Origin of the sequence: Corynebacterium sp. (genome assembly GCF_030535495.1) — a bacterium.
Lineage (GTDB): Bacteria > Actinomycetota > Actinomycetes > Mycobacteriales > Mycobacteriaceae > Corynebacterium.
The window spans coordinates 44,288-59,762 of the sequence record NZ_JAUNRW010000003.1; the positions used below are offsets into that span (position 1 = coordinate 44,288).

Genomic DNA, 15,475 nt, shown 5'->3' on the forward strand with positions numbered 1-15,475 from the left:
TTCTGGTCCGCATGACCACGCCCGTGCCCGAGCTCGTCGCGCAGCTGCGCTCCGGTGAACGCCTGGCGGCTGACTCCGTCGAGCAACTGGCCGCGCGCGTGCAGCCCGGGGACGGCTTCTCCCACCTCGCCCTCGAGCAGGCCCACGACCGGGCCCGGCTCCTCGACCGGCAGGCCGAGCGCGGCCGTCTCCACGGCCTGCTCATGCCCGTCAAGGATCTGATGGATGTCGCGGGCATGCCCACCACCTTCGGCTCCGCGCACCGCACCCGCCTGGCGGAGGCAACCGACACCCTGCCCGCCGCGCTCCTGGACCAGGGGGCGATCATCCCCGGCAAGTCCCACACCGCCGAACTGGGGCTGATGATCTACACCGAACCCCCCGGCCTTGAGGCCCCCGACAATCCGCTCTGGCCGGGCCGCACCACCGCCGGTTCCTCCGGTGGCGCCGCGGCCCTCGTCGCCCGCGGGCTGGTCCCCGCCGCACACGCCTCCGACGGGGGCGGTTCCATCCGTGTCCCGGCCGCCGCCTGCGGCGTCGTCGGCTTCAAACCCTCCGCCCCGCGACTCGCCGCGCAGGGCTACCTCGCCCGCTCGCTTATCGACGCCGCCTTCCTCCTCACCATCACCCCCACCCCCGGCCGTCGCCGGATCGGGGTGCTCACCGAACCTCTCTTTGCTCAGGCGCCCGTCGAAGAGGCGCATCTGCGGGCGGTCCTCTCGGCAGCAGATGCACTGGCTGCGGCCGGGCACGAGGTCGTCGTCGTGCACCCCTACCCGGAGGCGCAGGTCACCTTCGCGTCCTTTCGCACCATCTTCACCGCCAAGCTCGCGGGGCTGCCGGGGCCGGCGGAGGGGCTCGTCGCCTGGCTGCGGGCGCAGGGCCGCGCCGTCACCCGCGGCCAACTGGATCAGGCCAACCGGCATGCCGACGCCCTGCCGCGTCACCTCGCCGCACACTGGGACATCGATGCCCTGCTCACGCCGGTGACCACCACGGATCCCCCACCCATCGGGCATTTCGCCGCCATGGAACCGGAGGAGAACTTCCTCGCCCAGACCCGCTGGTCACCCTGGGGCTCACTGTTCAACATGACCGGCGCGGCTGCCGTCTCCGTGCCGTGGGAACGACCCCTCAGCGTGCACCTCGGCGCCATCCGGCTCAACGACGGCGAACTACTCGCCCTGGCCCGGGAGCTCCACCCGTGAGCCGCCAGCGCCTGTGGACCGAGATCCTCATTGTCCTCGCCGTCAGCTTCGGCATCTCCGGGGTGCGGGCGCTGCTGCGACTCACGGATGCGCTGCTCGACACCCGCCCCCTCAATGAGCAGCAGATCGCCCTCTACCGCTCCCTGTCGAATGCCCCGTGGATCGACCTCGGCCTGCAACTGGCCTCCGCCGGCACCCTGCTCGCCTACGGCGCCCTCGCCCTCTACCTCCTCGGCGGCAGCATCCCCCGGCTGCGCTGGTCCGATGTCGGCTGGGGCGCGGGCCTGGCCGCCGTCATCGGCCTTCCCGGCCTCGCCTTCTACGCCACCGCCCTGCACCTGGGGTGGACCCGGGAGATCATCCCCACCACGCTCACCCACCCCTTTACCGAAGTCCCCGTCCTGCTCACCTGGTCGTTCGCCAACGCCTTCGGCGAGGAGGTCGTGGTGGTCATGTACCTGCTCACCCGCCTGCGCCAACTCGGCTGGGCCTTACCCGCGGCCCTGGCCTTCTCCAGCGTGCTGCGCGGTTCCTACCACCTCTACCAGGGAGTATCGGCCGGTTTCGGCAACATCGCGATGGGCCTGCTCTACGGCTGGTTCTACTGGAAGACCGGCCGCATCTGGCCGCTGGTCATCGCCCACTTCCTTATCGACGCCGTCGCCTTCGTCGGCTATGCCGCCCTCGGTGGGGATCTCTCGTGGCTGGGGATCGGGTAGGCGATGAGTATCAACGAGGTCATCTATTCCGCGGGCAAGGTCTTCGACAACCTCCGGACGGGACGCCTCGACACCGACTCCTTCCTGCGCCACGGTGATACCTCGGGAATTGCGTCCCGAGCAGACCTGGAACTTCTCCGCGATCTCCAGTCCGCGGCCGGAGTGGCAATGAGCGCCCGCCAAGCCGAGGAGACCCCGAGTGCACACCTGGCGGTTCGGATAAACGGCAGCATGACCCGCTCCGCTGCGCTTCGACCCGGCGTCCTGCGAACCGCTGAGCAGAACATCGGTGTAGCCACACCTTATGGTCGCCACAGCCCCCCGGCGTTGACCCTGGAAGAGTTACAGGCCCTCATCGAGGGGACGCAGGGCTTGCCTGATGTTCCGCAGCGAGCTGCACACCTGTTCGTGGCGGTGGCCGCAGCCCAGCCATTCGAGGACGGCAACAAGAGAACCGCACTCCTCCTGGCCAACACCCTGCTGCCTGGGCGGACGATCCTCGCCGCGCCCTATTCGGAGGACGACGCCACCGTCTCCTCCCGATTCCACGATCTGCTGTCCCAGGCCTACATGTTCGGAGAAACAGGTCCGGCTGCGGAGTACCTGGTGCACCACGGCCTGCAGGAGCGTCCCGACACGGACTCCGGCGGGGACTAGTCTTATCCCCATGCATGAACGTGACCCACGGCGGCATTCCTCCGATCCCCGCGACTCCGCTGATTTCGTCATGGGTCGCGACGGTAAGCCGCTCGTCGACCGTTATGGTCGGCCCGTTCGACGGCGTGCCGCCCGACCTCCCCAGCGTCCCCCTCGCAGGGAACCGCAACGACCGCCGCGTCGAGAAGCACCGCCCCCGCAGTACCTGCCGCCTCGTCGGGAGGAACCGCAGTACCGCCCTGCTCCTCCCCGCCGGGAGGAACCGCAATACCGGCAGCAGGCACCTCGGCGGCGTCGGAAAGCATCGTTTCGCCCGCTGCGGACCCTCGGCGCGCTGGTGGCCATCGTGGTGGTGCTCTCGGTGGCGATGATGCTGTGGGCCGATGCCCAGCTCAACCGCGTCGATGCCCTGCCGGAGCAGCGGGTCGCCAACACCGCGGGCACCAACTGGCTGCTCGTGGGCTCGGATTCCCGCGCCGGCCTGGACCAGGAGGACATCGACCGCCTGGGCACGGGCGGCGATATCGGAGTCGGGCGCACCGACACCATCATGCTGCTGCACATCCCCACCGTCGGCGAAGCGCGCCTGGTCTCGCTGCCACGCGATTCCTACGTGACCATCCCCGGTTACGGTGACGACAAGATCAACGCCTCCTTCACCTACGGCGGCCCGCAGCTGCTCACCGCCACCGTGGAGAGCGCCACCGGGCTGCGCATCGATCACTACGCGGAGATCGGTATGGGTGGACTGGCGAATGTCGTCGACGCCATCGGCGGCGTCGAACTGTGCCCCGAGTTCCCCATCAATGACCCCCTCGCCAACCTGGACATTCAGGCCGGCTGCCAGACAATGGACGGGCCCACCTCCCTCGGATACGTGCGCACCCGCGCCACCCCGATGGGAGACCTCGACCGTGTTGACCGGCAGCGGGAGTTCTTCGCCGCGCTCATGGACGAGGCCACCGCTCCCAACACCCTGCTCAACCCACTGGAGTTCTTCCCCCTGGTGACCAACACCGCCAACTCCTTCACTGTCGGGCGCGGCGACCACGTGTGGAACCTCGCCCGCGTGGGCCTGGCCATGCGCGGCGGGGTGCAGACCGAGACCGTGCCCGTCGGTGGCTTCGCCGACTACGCGGTGGGCAACGTCGTGCTGTGGGACCCCGCCGGCGCGCAGGCGCTGTGGGACTCCATGCGCTAGGAAAAGCGAGAAAGAGTGCGCGGCTGCGCACTCTTTTCCGCTTCTGACCTGCTTCGATACTAGCGAATGGTCACCTGGCGGGACTTGATGTTCTGCAGCTGCTTGCGCTCGTCGGCGCTCAGCTGGGCGTCATTGGACACCTCGGTGGCGACAGCCTCGGCGACACGATCCAGCTCCGCGCCGTAGGAGTCATGGGACACACCCGGGTCGAGGTCGAAGACCGGGACGATGATGCCGTGCGTGCGGAAGACACCGGCGAACTTCGTGCCCTCGCCGAGGTGGAGCTCACCGCGGGCGGCGACACGCGCCAGGGCGTTGAGCAGACCGTCCTCGTTGTCGTCGGGGCGGACCCACCGGATGTGTGCCTTGCCACCACCGGGGTTGACCCACCACACGGCGCCGGGGATGTCGGTGTCCACGCGGTGCGACTCCACGACGGAGTCATTGGCCTGCTGCAGGGCCTGGGCCGTGACCGGATCGAGCTGGGTGTCCTCCGGCATCCACCAGTTGAAGTCCTGGTACTCGGTGATCTCCAGTTCGGCGTCGGCGGCGATGAGGTCCGTCAGCGCGGGCTGGGATCCGTCGGCCACGCCCTGCTCGAGGGTGGCGCCGGAGGCCGCGTCGCGGACCCAGGTGAGGGCATAGGCCAGGTCGCGGCCCGGGTTCTGGGAGGGGATGCGGGTCTGCAATGCGACGAAAGCCGTGGTGCCGTCCTCCCGGACCAGCGCCGCAGCACCCCCGGGCAGGACCGTCGCGATGTAGACGTCGCGATCGGTACCGGCGACCGCGACCTTCGCGACCGCCGCGGGGACGAACTCCTGCAGGGCGATGAGATCCGCTTCCGCGTCGAGGCCGCCGTAGGGGCGGGCGTCCTTTTCCAGGGCGGCGCGCTCGGCGGCGCGGGCGGCGAGCTTGGCCTGACGGCGGCTCATGCCCTCGGGCAGGTTCTCGTTCTTCTTGTTCTTCTTGGCCATGGCTCAAAGATACCCGGAGCCACGATTCCTCAGCCGCCGAGTACCTCCAGCGCCAGCGACACCTCGTCCGTGGCCATGAGGTCGACGCCGTTGTCGCGCGCCCAGAGCATGTCCTCGGGCTCATTGACGGTCCACATGTAGGTCGGCAGTCCCATCTTCCCGATGAGGTCCGGTCGCCCCTTGGCCCGGCCCAGCGAGAGACCCAGTCCGGTCGGCTTACCGGGGTGCACGTCGAGGGGGTTGGCCCAGCGCTCGTACTTCCGGCGCAGGTGGAAGCGGTCCACCTGCGGGGCGAGCCGCTTCATGCGCACGACCGCTGCCGCGGAGAAGGTGATCACGTGGATGCGCGGGTCGTCGAGCATCCCGGCGTGCTGCAGCACGCGGACCACCTGCTCCTCCACCATCGGTCCGTAGCGGGACGGGTGCTTGGTCTCGATGTAGAGGTGCTTGTCGGTCGGCCTGACCATCTCCAGCAGCTCGGGCAGCGTGAGCACGGACTGCGGGTGGTCCTCGGTGCCGTAGTTGTACTTCAGCAGGTCATCGAGGGTCATGCGCGAGACGCGCCCCCGGCCGTCGGCCACGCGGTTGATGAGGGGATCATGGATCGCCACCACTTCGCCGCCGCGACAGAGCCGCACATCGCATTCGACTCCGTGGATGGGCATCCCCAGGGCGCGCTCGAAGGCGACCTCGGTCAGTTCGGGGTATTTCGCGGAGTAACCGCGGTGCGCAATGATCTCCATTTATCCATTCTCTGGCATCCAGCTACCGATCTGCCGCAACATCTGCCGATTCTTCCGCTGGGAACGCCCCAACTTGGTCGACAGGGTGTGCAGAATGCGGATCGCGTCGGTGATGTGCGGGCCCTTATTGAGCATAACGGCCTCGGAACGTAGGGCGTAGGCGGCATCGGTGATCTCCGCGCGCGTGGGCAGGCCGGACTTGGCCAGGCTCTCGAGCACCTGGGTCGCCATGACGACGGGTACGTGCGCGGCCTCCGCCATCTGGGCGATGAGGCGGGGCACCTCGGCCATGCGGTCGAAGCCGAGCTCGACGGCCAGGTCACCGCGGGCGATCATGATGCCCAGGTTGGGGTGGCGCATGCCGGCGAGCAGCACCTGCGCGAGGTTCTCGTAGGCGGGGATGGTCTCGATCTTCAGCACGATGCCCAGGCCGCGCACCCGCTCCGGGTTCTCCGACTCCGCGGCGATGCTCTCCAGGGTGTCCAGCACGAAGGCGACATCATCGACATCGCGGATGAAGGAGACGTTGGCGATGTCACCGTGCTCGGCCACGAAGCGGAACGCCTCGATGTCCTCCTCGGTGAGACTCGGCAGCGGCAGCACCGTCTCCGGCAGGTTGATGCCCTTGTAGGCGGCCAGGTTCGTGCCGCCCCCGCTGGCGTAGGTGATCTCGAGTTCCACCTCGACGTGCTCGCCGTTGTCCCGCTTATCGACGGCGCGCCCGGCGATCGAGCCGTCGTCGAACAGCACGCGCTGCCCGACGCGGATGGCGCTGACCGCCTCCGGCAGGGTGCAGCTGATGCGCGGGGTCCAGCCCGGCGCGGGCTCGGCCGGTGCCGGGTCGTCGGTGAGAATGAGCGTGTCGCCGACGTGCAGGCGCAGCTTCTGCTCGGTGGCCGGCACCCCGGACACACGGCTCTTGGTGTAGTTGGACTGCAGCAGGGTGGAGTTGGTGATGTAGGCGTTCTGCTGCCCCTCGGCGAGCACGCCGCCGTCCTCGACCCGGGTGACGGTGAACTTCCTCTTCGAGTCGCGGTTGTCCCACAGATCGATGATCTCGCCCTCGGTGAGGCGCTCCAGCCAGTCCCTCTCCACGCGCAGCGGCAGGGTGGGGCGGCCGGGCAGGTCGGCGGGGACCGGAGCTGCCTCGTCCACGTCGTTGGGGGTCAGCCAGATCTTGGAGGGGGTGAGCACCAGGCCGGTGTCCAGGCGGGTGACGCGTGCGCGGCCCACCTCGGGGCCGGGGGCGATCCGGCCGGTGCGCACCTTCGGTCCGGCCAGGTCCATGGCCACCTTGATCTCCCGGTCGGCCTCGGCGGCGGCGGTGTGGACGTGGTCGATCATCCGCTTCCACACCTCCGGGCCGTCGTGGGCGCAGTTGATGCGGGCCAGTTCCATGCCGGCGGCGACGAAGTCACGCACCATGTCGAGGTCCTCGCCCGCCTCCGTCGGCAGGGTGACCATGATGCGTGAGTGGGTCTCGTCGGAGGAGTCGCCGAACAGCGCGGTGGCGTGGTCCTCGAGGATGTCGTCGGCCCGGGCGAAGGCGTCGCGGACCTCGGAGCCGGTGTACTTGAGCTGCTCGCCGCTGTAGGCGGAGAGCACGTTGCGCGCCGCCTGGAGGCGGGCGAGGACGGCGGGCTCGGCCGTCGACAAGCGAGTCGCGCCGATGGAGGCCAGTCCGCCCTGCACCGCGCGGATGTCGTGCTGGCGCAGCTCGGCGTAGTGCGTGAGGTTGACCGCGCCGTCGCGGTGGTTGTCGGCGACGCGGGAGATCTCCTCCGCCGCCCGCGACTCCTCCGCCCGGACGGCGTCGATAAGTCCGTCGACCTCGGTGATCAGATCCTGCAGTCTGGCTTCCACAGCCGTCCTCCCGTAACGCGCGACAATGTCCCCCTCATTGTGCCTGCGTTCGGAAGCTTCGGCATCTCGAGCGTGCTCAGTCCTCCGCCGGGAAGAACTCCTCCTTGATGGCGCGCAGGGTGGCCGCGGAGTGGGCGAAGCGCTCCTTCTCGTGGTCGTTGAGCTGGAGTTCCACCGCACGCGCGATGCCGGCGCGGTTGATGATCGCCGGTGTGCCGATGTAGATGTCGTGCTCGCAGTACTCGCCCTCCAGGTACGCGGAGACCGGCAGGGCGACGTCCTGGTTCTGGACGATCGCCTTGGTGATACGCGCCAGGCCCATGCCGATGCCGTAGGAGGTCGAGCCCTTGGCGTCGATGATCTCGTAGGCCGCGTCGCGGGTCTCCTCGAAGATCTTCTCGATGTTCTCCGCGAAGCCGGGCTCCTTCTCGGCCCGGGAGTTCATGGTCACACCCGCGATGGTGGCGGAGGAGACGACGGGCAGCTCGGTGTCCCCGTGCTCACCGATGATGTAGGCGTGGATGGAGGTCGGGGAGGTCCGGGAGAGTTCGCCGAGCATGAAACGGTAGCGGGCGGAGTCGAGGACGGTGCCGGAACCGATGACCCGGTGGTGGTCGAGGCCGGAGTACCGCCACACTCCGTAGGTGAGCAGGTCGACCGGGTTGGTGGCGACGAGGAAGATGCCGTCGAAACCGTGGCCCATCACCTCGTCGGTGATGGCCTTCATGATCTTCATGTTCTTGTCCACCAGCTGCAGGCGGGTCTCGCCCGGCTTCTGGGCGGCGCCGGCACAGATGACCACGATCGCCGCGTCCCGGCAGTCCTCGTAGGTGCCTTCGGTGACACGGGTGCGGGAGCTCGACCACACGACACCGTGGTTGAGGTCCATGACGTTGCCGCGAAGCTTCTTGGCGTCGATGTCGATGATGGCCAGGTGGTCGACGGTGCCCTGGTTGACCAGAGCGTAGGCGTAGGCGACGCCGACATCACCGGCGCCGATGAGTACCACTTTGTTTCCGACTGCTGTGCGCATGGGATCTCCAAGCTTTCCGAATGTGTCTGGATTGTGTGTCCGGGTTCGAGCTACCTCTATTATTGCCTCTTCCGATCGGACATGCAGTGTGTGCTGCACGACAGTGCGTGGTCTGCCACAATCAGGGCCCATGAGGCTTCTGCGCCGCGTCCTCCTCCCCGCCGCCGTCGGGGCCCTCAGAGGCATCGCCTTCGGCCTGGAGGTGGTCAATGACCTCACCCCCGGTTTCCGCATGGCCCGGCGACGCCGCCTGCCGGACAATCTCGGCGCGGGCATCCTCGGGGCGGAGATCGCCACGTGGTGGGCAATCTCACCCTCCCTGCTGCCGCGGCCCTGGTGGGTGACCGCGGCCAATGTCGCCATTGTGCAGGGTGTCGGGCACCTGGCGGGCACCGCTGTGGCCTACCCGCTGCGTCGTCGCTGGTCACCGCGTGCCTGGTTGTGGGCGGGAACCGGACACATGCTCATGGTCGGCGTCACCGCCAGCGCCGCGCTGCTCAGTCTGCGGCGCCAGGAGCAGCAGGCCCGGCTGGTGCGCGTACGTAATCGGGGTAGCCGGCACGCGCTGGCAGGGGCGGTGGTGGGCACCGCCGGTTACGGCGCCCTGCTGCTGGTCGGCGATGCCGCCCAGGCGTTCGTCGACCGGACCGGGGCGCGCCTGTCCCGGTGGATGCCCCTGTGGGTGGCCTGGCCCCTGACGGCCGGCGGGCTGACCTGGATCGCGCTCCTCCTCAGCGACAAGGTGCTGGTGCGCAGAGTCCTGGCCCGACTGTCCCGGCAGGCCGCGGTGTTGAACGCCTCGGTCTTCCCGGGATCGATGATGCCCTGGGAGCCGGAACGCTCCGGATCCCCGTGGTCGTTGGAGCCGTGGTCGGCGGTGGGCTCCCAGGGCCGCGCGGTGCTGTCGCTGGGCCCGCGCGCCCGCGACATCGCCGAGATCACCGGCCTGCGTGAGGTGCGCGAGCCGATCCGCATCTTCGTGGGCCTGGTCCCGGGCCGCACCGTGGAGGCCGCGGCGCGGCTCATCCTCGCGGAGATGGACCGCACCGGCGCTTTCCGACGCGACACCCTCGTCATCCAGACCTCCGCCGGCACCGGGTGGGTCACCGACTGGTCCGTCGACGCGGTCGAGTTTCTCACCGGCGGCAACTGCGCCACCATGTCGATGCAGTACTCCTACCTGCCTTCGCCGGTGGCCTATGTCGTCGACCGCGACACCCCGGTGCGGGCCGCCCGCGCCCTGATCGCGGCGGTGCTCTCCCGCCTCGAGCAGATGGATCCCGCGGACCGCCCGAGGCTCTACGTCGCCGGCGAGTCCTTAGGCGCCTACGGCACGGCCGCGGCTTTCGACGACCTCGACGATCTGTTGCGCCGTACGGACGGCGCTCTGCTGTCCGGCGCGCCCCGTTTCACCCGTCTCATCCGGGATCTCAGCGACCACCGTGACGCCGGTTCCCCCGAACGCCTGCCGCTTATCGACGGCGGCCGGCACGTCCGCGTCGTCGCCACCCCGCTCCACCTGCGGCAGGACCACCTCGGGCGCGCCTACCGCCATCCCTGGCAGTACCCCAGGGTGGTGATCGCCCAGCATGCTTCCGACCCCATCGTCTGGTTCTCCCGGGACATGGTGTGGCGCCAACCCGACTGGCTGCGCGAACCCGGCTCCCGCGGGGTGCCCGCCCCCCGCCCGCAACGCCTCGACGTCTTCCACGGCATGCGCTGGGTGCCGTTCGTCTCCGGGTGGCAGGTCGGCCTCGACCAGCTCAACTCCCTGGCTGTGCCGGGCGGACACGGGCACAACTACCACGAGGAGATGCTCTGGTACTGGGACGCCGTCCTCGGGGAGCACGCCAGCGTGCGGATGGACCATGCGCTGGAGCGCCGCGCGAGCGCCTTCATCCGCCGGGATGCGATCAGGCGGTGATGAGGGCGCCGTCGTAACGCATGGTGGGCCCTGCGACCACCGGGGAACCGGCGACGGTGACGTCGACGACCCGCTGCCAGGACATCTCGACGCTTTCCGGACGGATGTGCAGCAGGGCATAACCGTGGGCGTCGAGGTCCACGTGGTTGATGTGCCGGTTATGGGAGAGGACGTGGCGCTCCGCGGTCTGCGAGACGGGATTGTTCTCCACCGCACCGAGAAACTCGTCGACGTTGGCGGCGGTGATCGAGGAGCACACCAGCTCCGCGGCCACGATGCGGTCCCCGTGCCAGATGTGGTTGGCCCACTCGGAGTGGATGTCACCGGCGAGGAAAACGGTCCGGCCGTGGGGGTGCTGGCCCGCCAGCTGGGCGAGCAGGCGCTCCCGATCGGCGACGTAGCCGTCCCACTGGTCGACGTTGACCGGGGTCCCGGCCGCGTCGAGCCCCACCATCTGCATGAGCTGGGACCGCAACCCCGGATCAATGTGGACCAGGTTGAGCGGGGCCATCATGACGGAGGTGCCGATGAGATTCCAGGCCGTCGAGGCGGTGGACAGCCGCCCCGAGAGCCAGTCGAACTGCTCCGAGCCCATGATCGTGCGGTCCGGGGCATTGCGGGCGGCGGGCTGCATCATGCCCGGCGCGCTGCGGTAGGAGCGCAGGTCGAGCATGTGCAGCTCCGCCAGGGTGCCGAAGCGCAGCGTGCGGTAGATCCGCCCGCCCCGCGAGGGGGACGTGCCGCGCACCGGGAGCCACTCGAGGTAGGCCTGCATGGCCGCGTCCTTGCGGGTGTGCCAGTCACCGTGGAAGGGCCCGTGCCCCTCGGCGCCGCCGGACCAGAAGTCGTTGGCCACCTCGTGGTCGTCCCACGTGACCACCCAGGGGGCGGCGGCGTGGGCGTCCTGCAGCTCCACGTCCCGCCGGTAGTGGCCGTAGCGGGAGCGGTAATCCGCCAGGGTGCGGATCTCCCAGGTGGGCACGTGCGGGCGCACGACGCCGTATTTCCCGGCGTACTCGCCGGAGGCGTATTCGTAGATGTAGTCGCCCAGGTGGACGACGACATCGACCTCCCCGGCCTCTGCCCGGCGCGCGATGTCCGAGTACGCGGAGAAGTAGCCCGCCTCGAAGTTCGCGCAGGAGCACACGGCCAGGGTGAGCTTATCGACGCCCGCCCCATCCCCCGGAGCCGTCCGCGTCCGGCCGACCCGGGACATCCTTCCTGCGTGCTCACCGTCGAGGACGGTGAAGCGGTAGTGGTAGACGGTGTCCGACTCCAGGCCGAAGGGGTCGACGTGGACGGTGTGATCGTGGGTGGCGGAGGCGGTGACGGTTCCCGCCCGGGCCAGCCGGGTGAACCCCGGGTCGGTGGCCATCTCCCAGCGCAGCAGCACGTCCGGGCCGACCCCGGAACCGGGGACACACTCCGGGGCCGGGGTCACTCGGGTCCACAGGATGACCGAGGTGGGCACCGGGTCCCCCGAGGCCACACCGTGCATGAACACGTGGTGCTCTCCGTCGGCGAAAGGCCGCGGGGCGTGGAGGGTGTCCAGGTCAGCGTCCGCGTAGGCCTGCACGTCCGAGGCCCGCACGCGCGGCAGCGAGCTCGGGACCGCCGCTGCCGCCCCCGCGATGAGGGTGCCCTGCAGTAGGCTCCGTCGCGTGATCGGGTGGTCACTAGGTTGCCTCACGGCGCCTATTATGTGGCCGTGGCTGGGGTGGCGCAGTACGGGGAGCCAAGAATTCATCGTGGCTTCATATAGGTAAGAGTGTTGTCACATAAAGTGTGACCCATGCAACTTCCCGCCCACCTCACGGCCGTGTTCTACGACCTGGACGGCACCCTCGTCGACCATGACCACGCCGCCCGCCTCGGCGTCAATGCGTGGAGTCAGACCTTGGGTTTCAGCGGTGACCAGTGGGAACGGTGGGCGCGCATCGAGAAGAAGTGGTTCACCGCCTTCGAGAACGGCCAGGTCAGCCACCTCGGGCAACGGGTGGAACGTTGCCGTGAGTTCATCGGCCGCACCGACCTGAGCGATGAGGAGGCGTTGGCCATGTACGAGGACTACCTCGCGGTCTACCGTGCCAACTGGCGGGCCTTCCCCGACGCCCTCCCCTCCCTGCGGGAGGCCCTGGGCCAGGGGCTCCGTGTCGGCATCCTCACCAACGGCGCCGAGGACCTGCAGCGCGCCAAACTGGAGCGCACCGGCCTGTGGCTCGACGGGATGGTCATGTGCGCCACCGTGGAGCTCGGCGCCCCGAAGCCGCAGCCGGAGTCCTACCTCGCGGCACTCGACAAGCTCGGCGTGAAAGCTACGGACAGCGCGATGATCGGCGACTGCCTTGTCAACGACGTCGAGGGAGCGCGGCGCGTGGGCATGCACGCGATCCACCTGGATCGGACGGGGGCGACGGTGGCGTCGATAAGCAGCCTCGCCGAGATCAGCTGGGCGTAGCGAAGACCATGTGGCGGGCCAGGTGACTCACCGCGGCCACGCGCTCCGGGTCGGGGCTGCTGCCCAACGGATCAGGCCCGTGGGTCAGAAACTCCAGCAGGGTACGGGTCTCGCTGAACGGGTAGGGAATGGAGGAGTGGGGATGCTCGATGCGCCACCCGACATCCCCGACCAGTTTCCGGGTGAGATCGGCCCACCTGTCCACCGCGGCCTCCGATCCGGCGACCACCAGGTAGAACCACGCGGCGTGCACCTCGAACTTATCGCGGGAGTTCGGCCGGGCCTGCTGCGCCTGTTCCCAGATGAGCCCCGGATCCAGCAACGCCCGCTCCCCGATCTTCGTGGGCAGCAGGCGCCCCCGGTACTTGCGCAGGAGCCCCAGTTTCTTCGCCAGGCGGTGCAGGGCCTTCACGGGCGGCAGGTTGGCTTCCCGGTTCGCCTGCCCGTGGAGAGGACCGCCGAGGTCAAGCCGGTCGCACAGCTGCGTCACCAGCACCGGGGGAAGGTAACCCTGCCCGGTGAGGGTCACACCCTCGCCCACCAGATCCAGCAGCTGGCTGAAGGGCTCGACGGCCTGCGCCACGACGGCGGCCGACGGTGGGGTCTGCTCCGCGGTCCAGGCCGCGGACTCCATGAGGCGGATGAGGGTGGAGGCGCGGTCGGCCGGAACGAGGTCGAGGACGGCGGCCACCTCCTCCCGGACGATCACCTGCGCACCATGATCCTCCAGCGCGGCGTTGACCTCCTCCGGATCGAAGTGGTCCGGGTGCCACTCGAAGTCGAGCCAGTCCTCCATCTCCTCGTTTCCGCCGTCGCCGGTGCGCACCCACTCGGCCATCTCGTGATAGCCCTGGACACCTCCGCAGTCCTCCGGAGGGCACGCCCGCCGTCCGCCGATGCACCGGGGTGCCGCCGGCTCCTCGGCCAGCACCTCCTCCACCTTGATCGTGTGGGTCCAGCCGTCGCCGAAATCGTACTCGTAGCGCAGCTTGTCACCGACGTCGTGCAGCACCTGGTCGAGGCGGACGTCGTGTTCGAAGATCCCCTGCTCGCCCTCGGCGCGATCGAAGTCGGTGAGGAAGTCGCGGCGCTCGAACACCGAGCCCTGGAAGAACTTGTGCAGGTGGGAATTCTCCCATCCCATGGCGATCTGGAGGAGCAGGTGGACCTCATGCAGTCTCATCTGTCCGGGAATGAGCAGGCGGCGCCACACCGGCGGGTGTGTCTCCTCGAGATCGACCCGCACCCGGAAGCCGACCGGGGTGGCCGGAGGCGCGGTGACGTGCGGTGTCTGGCGAGGTGGGGGCTCGAAGTTGAACATGGGTGTCACTCCGGCAGACGGCAGGCCACGCCGGTGGAGTGGTGCGGGCAGTAGCCGTGGGGGACCTTGTGCAGGTACTGCTGATGCTCATCCTCCGCGAGGAAATACGCACCGGCGGGCGTGTCCGCCAGCGGCATGACCTCGGTGGTCACCTCGCCGAAACCCTCCTGCCGCAGATCAGCGGCGTAGGCGTCGACGATCTCCTGCACCCGCCGGGCCTCGGCCTGTGCATCCGGGCCGGTGGTGTAGAGCGCGGAGCGGTACTGGGTGCCCACATCATTGCCCTGGCGGTTGACCTGTGTCGGATCGTGATTCTCCAGGGCCATGGCGACGAGCGTCTCCAGGGAGATGCGCTCCGGGTCATAGACGACCTCGACGACCTCGGTGTGATTCGTCTTTCCCGTGCACACCTCGCGGTAGGTGGGGTGCGGGGTGACGCCACCCGCGTATCCCGCGGAGGTCCCCTCCACCCCCTCGGTCTCCCAGTACATCTTCTCCACGCCCCAGAAGCAGCCGATGCCGACGATGAGCGAGCGCTGCCCCTCCTTCCACGGGCCGGTGATCGGCGTGCCCAGCACCATGTGCTGGCGGGGTGACGGCAGGATGGGGGCTTCGCGGCCGGACAGGGTCTGGTCGGCGGGGAGCAGTTCGGGGGTGCGTTGGAACATCCAGGACATGCCCCCAGGGTACGCGCCGCCGCATTTAGGAAACACTTTCGTTGCCAAATTCGCATTTTGTCCTATCATGGTGGCACCGCGCTTTTCGACGGTACAGTCGAGGGCGCACCCGTTAGCAACAGAAAGAGGACCACCATGGCCGTGTACAACCTTCCGGAGCTCGACTACGCCTACGACGCACTTGAGCCGCACATTGCAGCCGAGATCATGGAGCTGCACCACTCCAAGCACCACGCCACCTACGTCGCCGGCGCCAACGCCGCACTGGAGGCACTCGAGGAGGAGCGCAACGGCGAGGCGAACCCGGACAAGATCCGCGCACTGTCCAAGAACCTGGCCTTCAACCTGGGTGGCCACACCAACCACACCATCTTCTGGAAGAACCTCTCCCCGAACGGTGGCGGCGAGCCGACCGGCGAGCTGGCTGAGGCCATCGACCGCGACTTCGGTTCCTTCGACAAGTTCAAGGCCCACTTCACCGGTGTCGCCATGGGCATCCAGGGCTCCGGCTGGGCCGTCCTGGGCTACGACCACATCGCAGGTCGCCTCATCATCCAGCAGCTGACCGACCAGCAGGGCAACATCTCCGTCAACTTCACCCCGCTGCTCATGCTGGACATGTGGGAGCACGCCTTCTACCTGCAGTACAAGAACGTCAAGGCCGACTACGTCAAGGCCGTCTGGAACGTCTTCAACT

General features: G+C 68.7%; 14 protein-coding genes. 7 read left to right on the top strand and 7 right to left on the bottom strand.

Annotation, left to right across the window (positions count from 1 at the left end):
- Positions 1–11 precede the first annotated feature (11 nt).
- The 4 genes from Q4F73_RS00925 to Q4F73_RS00940 are packed head-to-tail and all read left to right on the top strand — an operon-like array spanning position 12 to position 3,785.
- The gene (locus Q4F73_RS00925) at positions 12–1,208 is read left to right on the top strand and encodes an amidase (protein ID WP_303357468.1); all 1,197 of its coding nucleotides are present in this window, start codon (positions 12–14) and stop codon (positions 1,206–1,208) included.
- The gene (locus tag Q4F73_RS00930; RefSeq protein WP_303357469.1) at positions 1,205–1,927 is read left to right on the top strand and encodes a CPBP family intramembrane glutamic endopeptidase; all 723 of its coding nucleotides are present in this window, start codon (positions 1,205–1,207) and stop codon (positions 1,925–1,927) included. Before Q4F73_RS00925 ends, Q4F73_RS00930 begins: the two co-directional genes overlap by 4 nt.
- Before the next feature lie 3 nt (positions 1,928–1,930).
- Entirely contained in the window at positions 1,931–2,584 is a 654-nt protein-coding gene (locus tag Q4F73_RS00935) for a Fic family protein (protein ID WP_303357470.1), read from the top strand.
- A 10-nt stretch (positions 2,585–2,594) separates the two neighbouring features.
- The gene (locus Q4F73_RS00940; RefSeq protein ID WP_303357471.1) at positions 2,595–3,785 is read left to right on the top strand and encodes an LCP family protein; all 1,191 of its coding nucleotides are present in this window, start codon (positions 2,595–2,597) and stop codon (positions 3,783–3,785) included.
- Between the two features lie 59 nt (positions 3,786–3,844).
- Here Q4F73_RS00940 and Q4F73_RS00945 read toward each other — a convergent pair whose 3' ends face one another.
- From Q4F73_RS00945 to Q4F73_RS00960, 4 genes are all read right to left on the bottom strand, one after another.
- On the bottom strand, positions 3,845–4,759 hold the full coding sequence (locus Q4F73_RS00945; protein ID WP_303357472.1) for a DUF5926 family protein: 915 nt from the start codon (positions 4,757–4,759) through the stop codon (positions 3,845–3,847).
- 29 nt (positions 4,760–4,788) lie between these two features.
- On the bottom strand, positions 4,789–5,502 hold the full coding sequence (locus Q4F73_RS00950; protein WP_303357473.1) for a glycerophosphodiester phosphodiesterase family protein: 714 nt from the start codon (positions 5,500–5,502) through the stop codon (positions 4,789–4,791).
- The gene (locus Q4F73_RS00955) at positions 5,503–7,365 is read right to left on the bottom strand and encodes a pyruvate kinase (RefSeq protein ID WP_303357474.1); all 1,863 of its coding nucleotides are present in this window, start codon (positions 7,363–7,365) and stop codon (positions 5,503–5,505) included.
- A 76-nt stretch (positions 7,366–7,441) separates the two neighbouring features.
- Entirely contained in the window at positions 7,442–8,398 is a 957-nt protein-coding gene (locus Q4F73_RS00960; protein WP_303357475.1) for an L-lactate dehydrogenase, read from the bottom strand.
- A 130-nt stretch (positions 8,399–8,528) separates the two neighbouring features.
- Between Q4F73_RS00960 and Q4F73_RS00965 the strand changes: the two genes are divergently transcribed.
- Positions 8,529–10,322, top strand: coding sequence for an alpha/beta-hydrolase family protein (locus Q4F73_RS00965; protein ID WP_303357476.1), 1,794 nt, complete (start codon positions 8,529–8,531; stop codon positions 10,320–10,322).
- On the opposite strand, the gene Q4F73_RS00970 is transcribed toward Q4F73_RS00965, so the two are convergent.
- On the bottom strand, positions 10,312–12,012 hold the full coding sequence (locus tag Q4F73_RS00970) for an alkaline phosphatase (RefSeq protein WP_303357477.1): 1,701 nt from the start codon (positions 12,010–12,012) through the stop codon (positions 10,312–10,314). The genes Q4F73_RS00965 and Q4F73_RS00970 overlap by 11 nt on opposite strands.
- A gap of 102 nt (positions 12,013–12,114) precedes the next feature.
- Between Q4F73_RS00970 and Q4F73_RS00975 the strand changes: the two genes are divergently transcribed.
- The gene (locus Q4F73_RS00975; protein WP_303357478.1) at positions 12,115–12,780 is read left to right on the top strand and encodes an HAD family hydrolase; all 666 of its coding nucleotides are present in this window, start codon (positions 12,115–12,117) and stop codon (positions 12,778–12,780) included.
- On the opposite strand, the gene Q4F73_RS00980 is transcribed toward Q4F73_RS00975, so the two are convergent.
- On the bottom strand, positions 12,767–14,101 hold the full coding sequence (locus Q4F73_RS00980) for a plasmid pRiA4b ORF-3 family protein (RefSeq protein ID WP_303357479.1): 1,335 nt from the start codon (positions 14,099–14,101) through the stop codon (positions 12,767–12,769). The two genes, Q4F73_RS00975 and Q4F73_RS00980, sit on opposite strands and share 14 nt — an antisense overlap.
- 5 nt (positions 14,102–14,106) lie before the next feature.
- The gene (gene msrA, locus Q4F73_RS00985; RefSeq protein WP_303357480.1) at positions 14,107–14,778 is read right to left on the bottom strand and encodes a peptide-methionine (S)-S-oxide reductase MsrA; all 672 of its coding nucleotides are present in this window, start codon (positions 14,776–14,778) and stop codon (positions 14,107–14,109) included.
- 135 nt (positions 14,779–14,913) lie between these two features.
- Between msrA and Q4F73_RS00990 the strand changes: the two genes are divergently transcribed.
- A partial coding sequence (locus Q4F73_RS00990) for a superoxide dismutase (RefSeq protein ID WP_303357481.1) occupies positions 14,914–15,475 on the top strand: 562 nt, incomplete at its 3' end.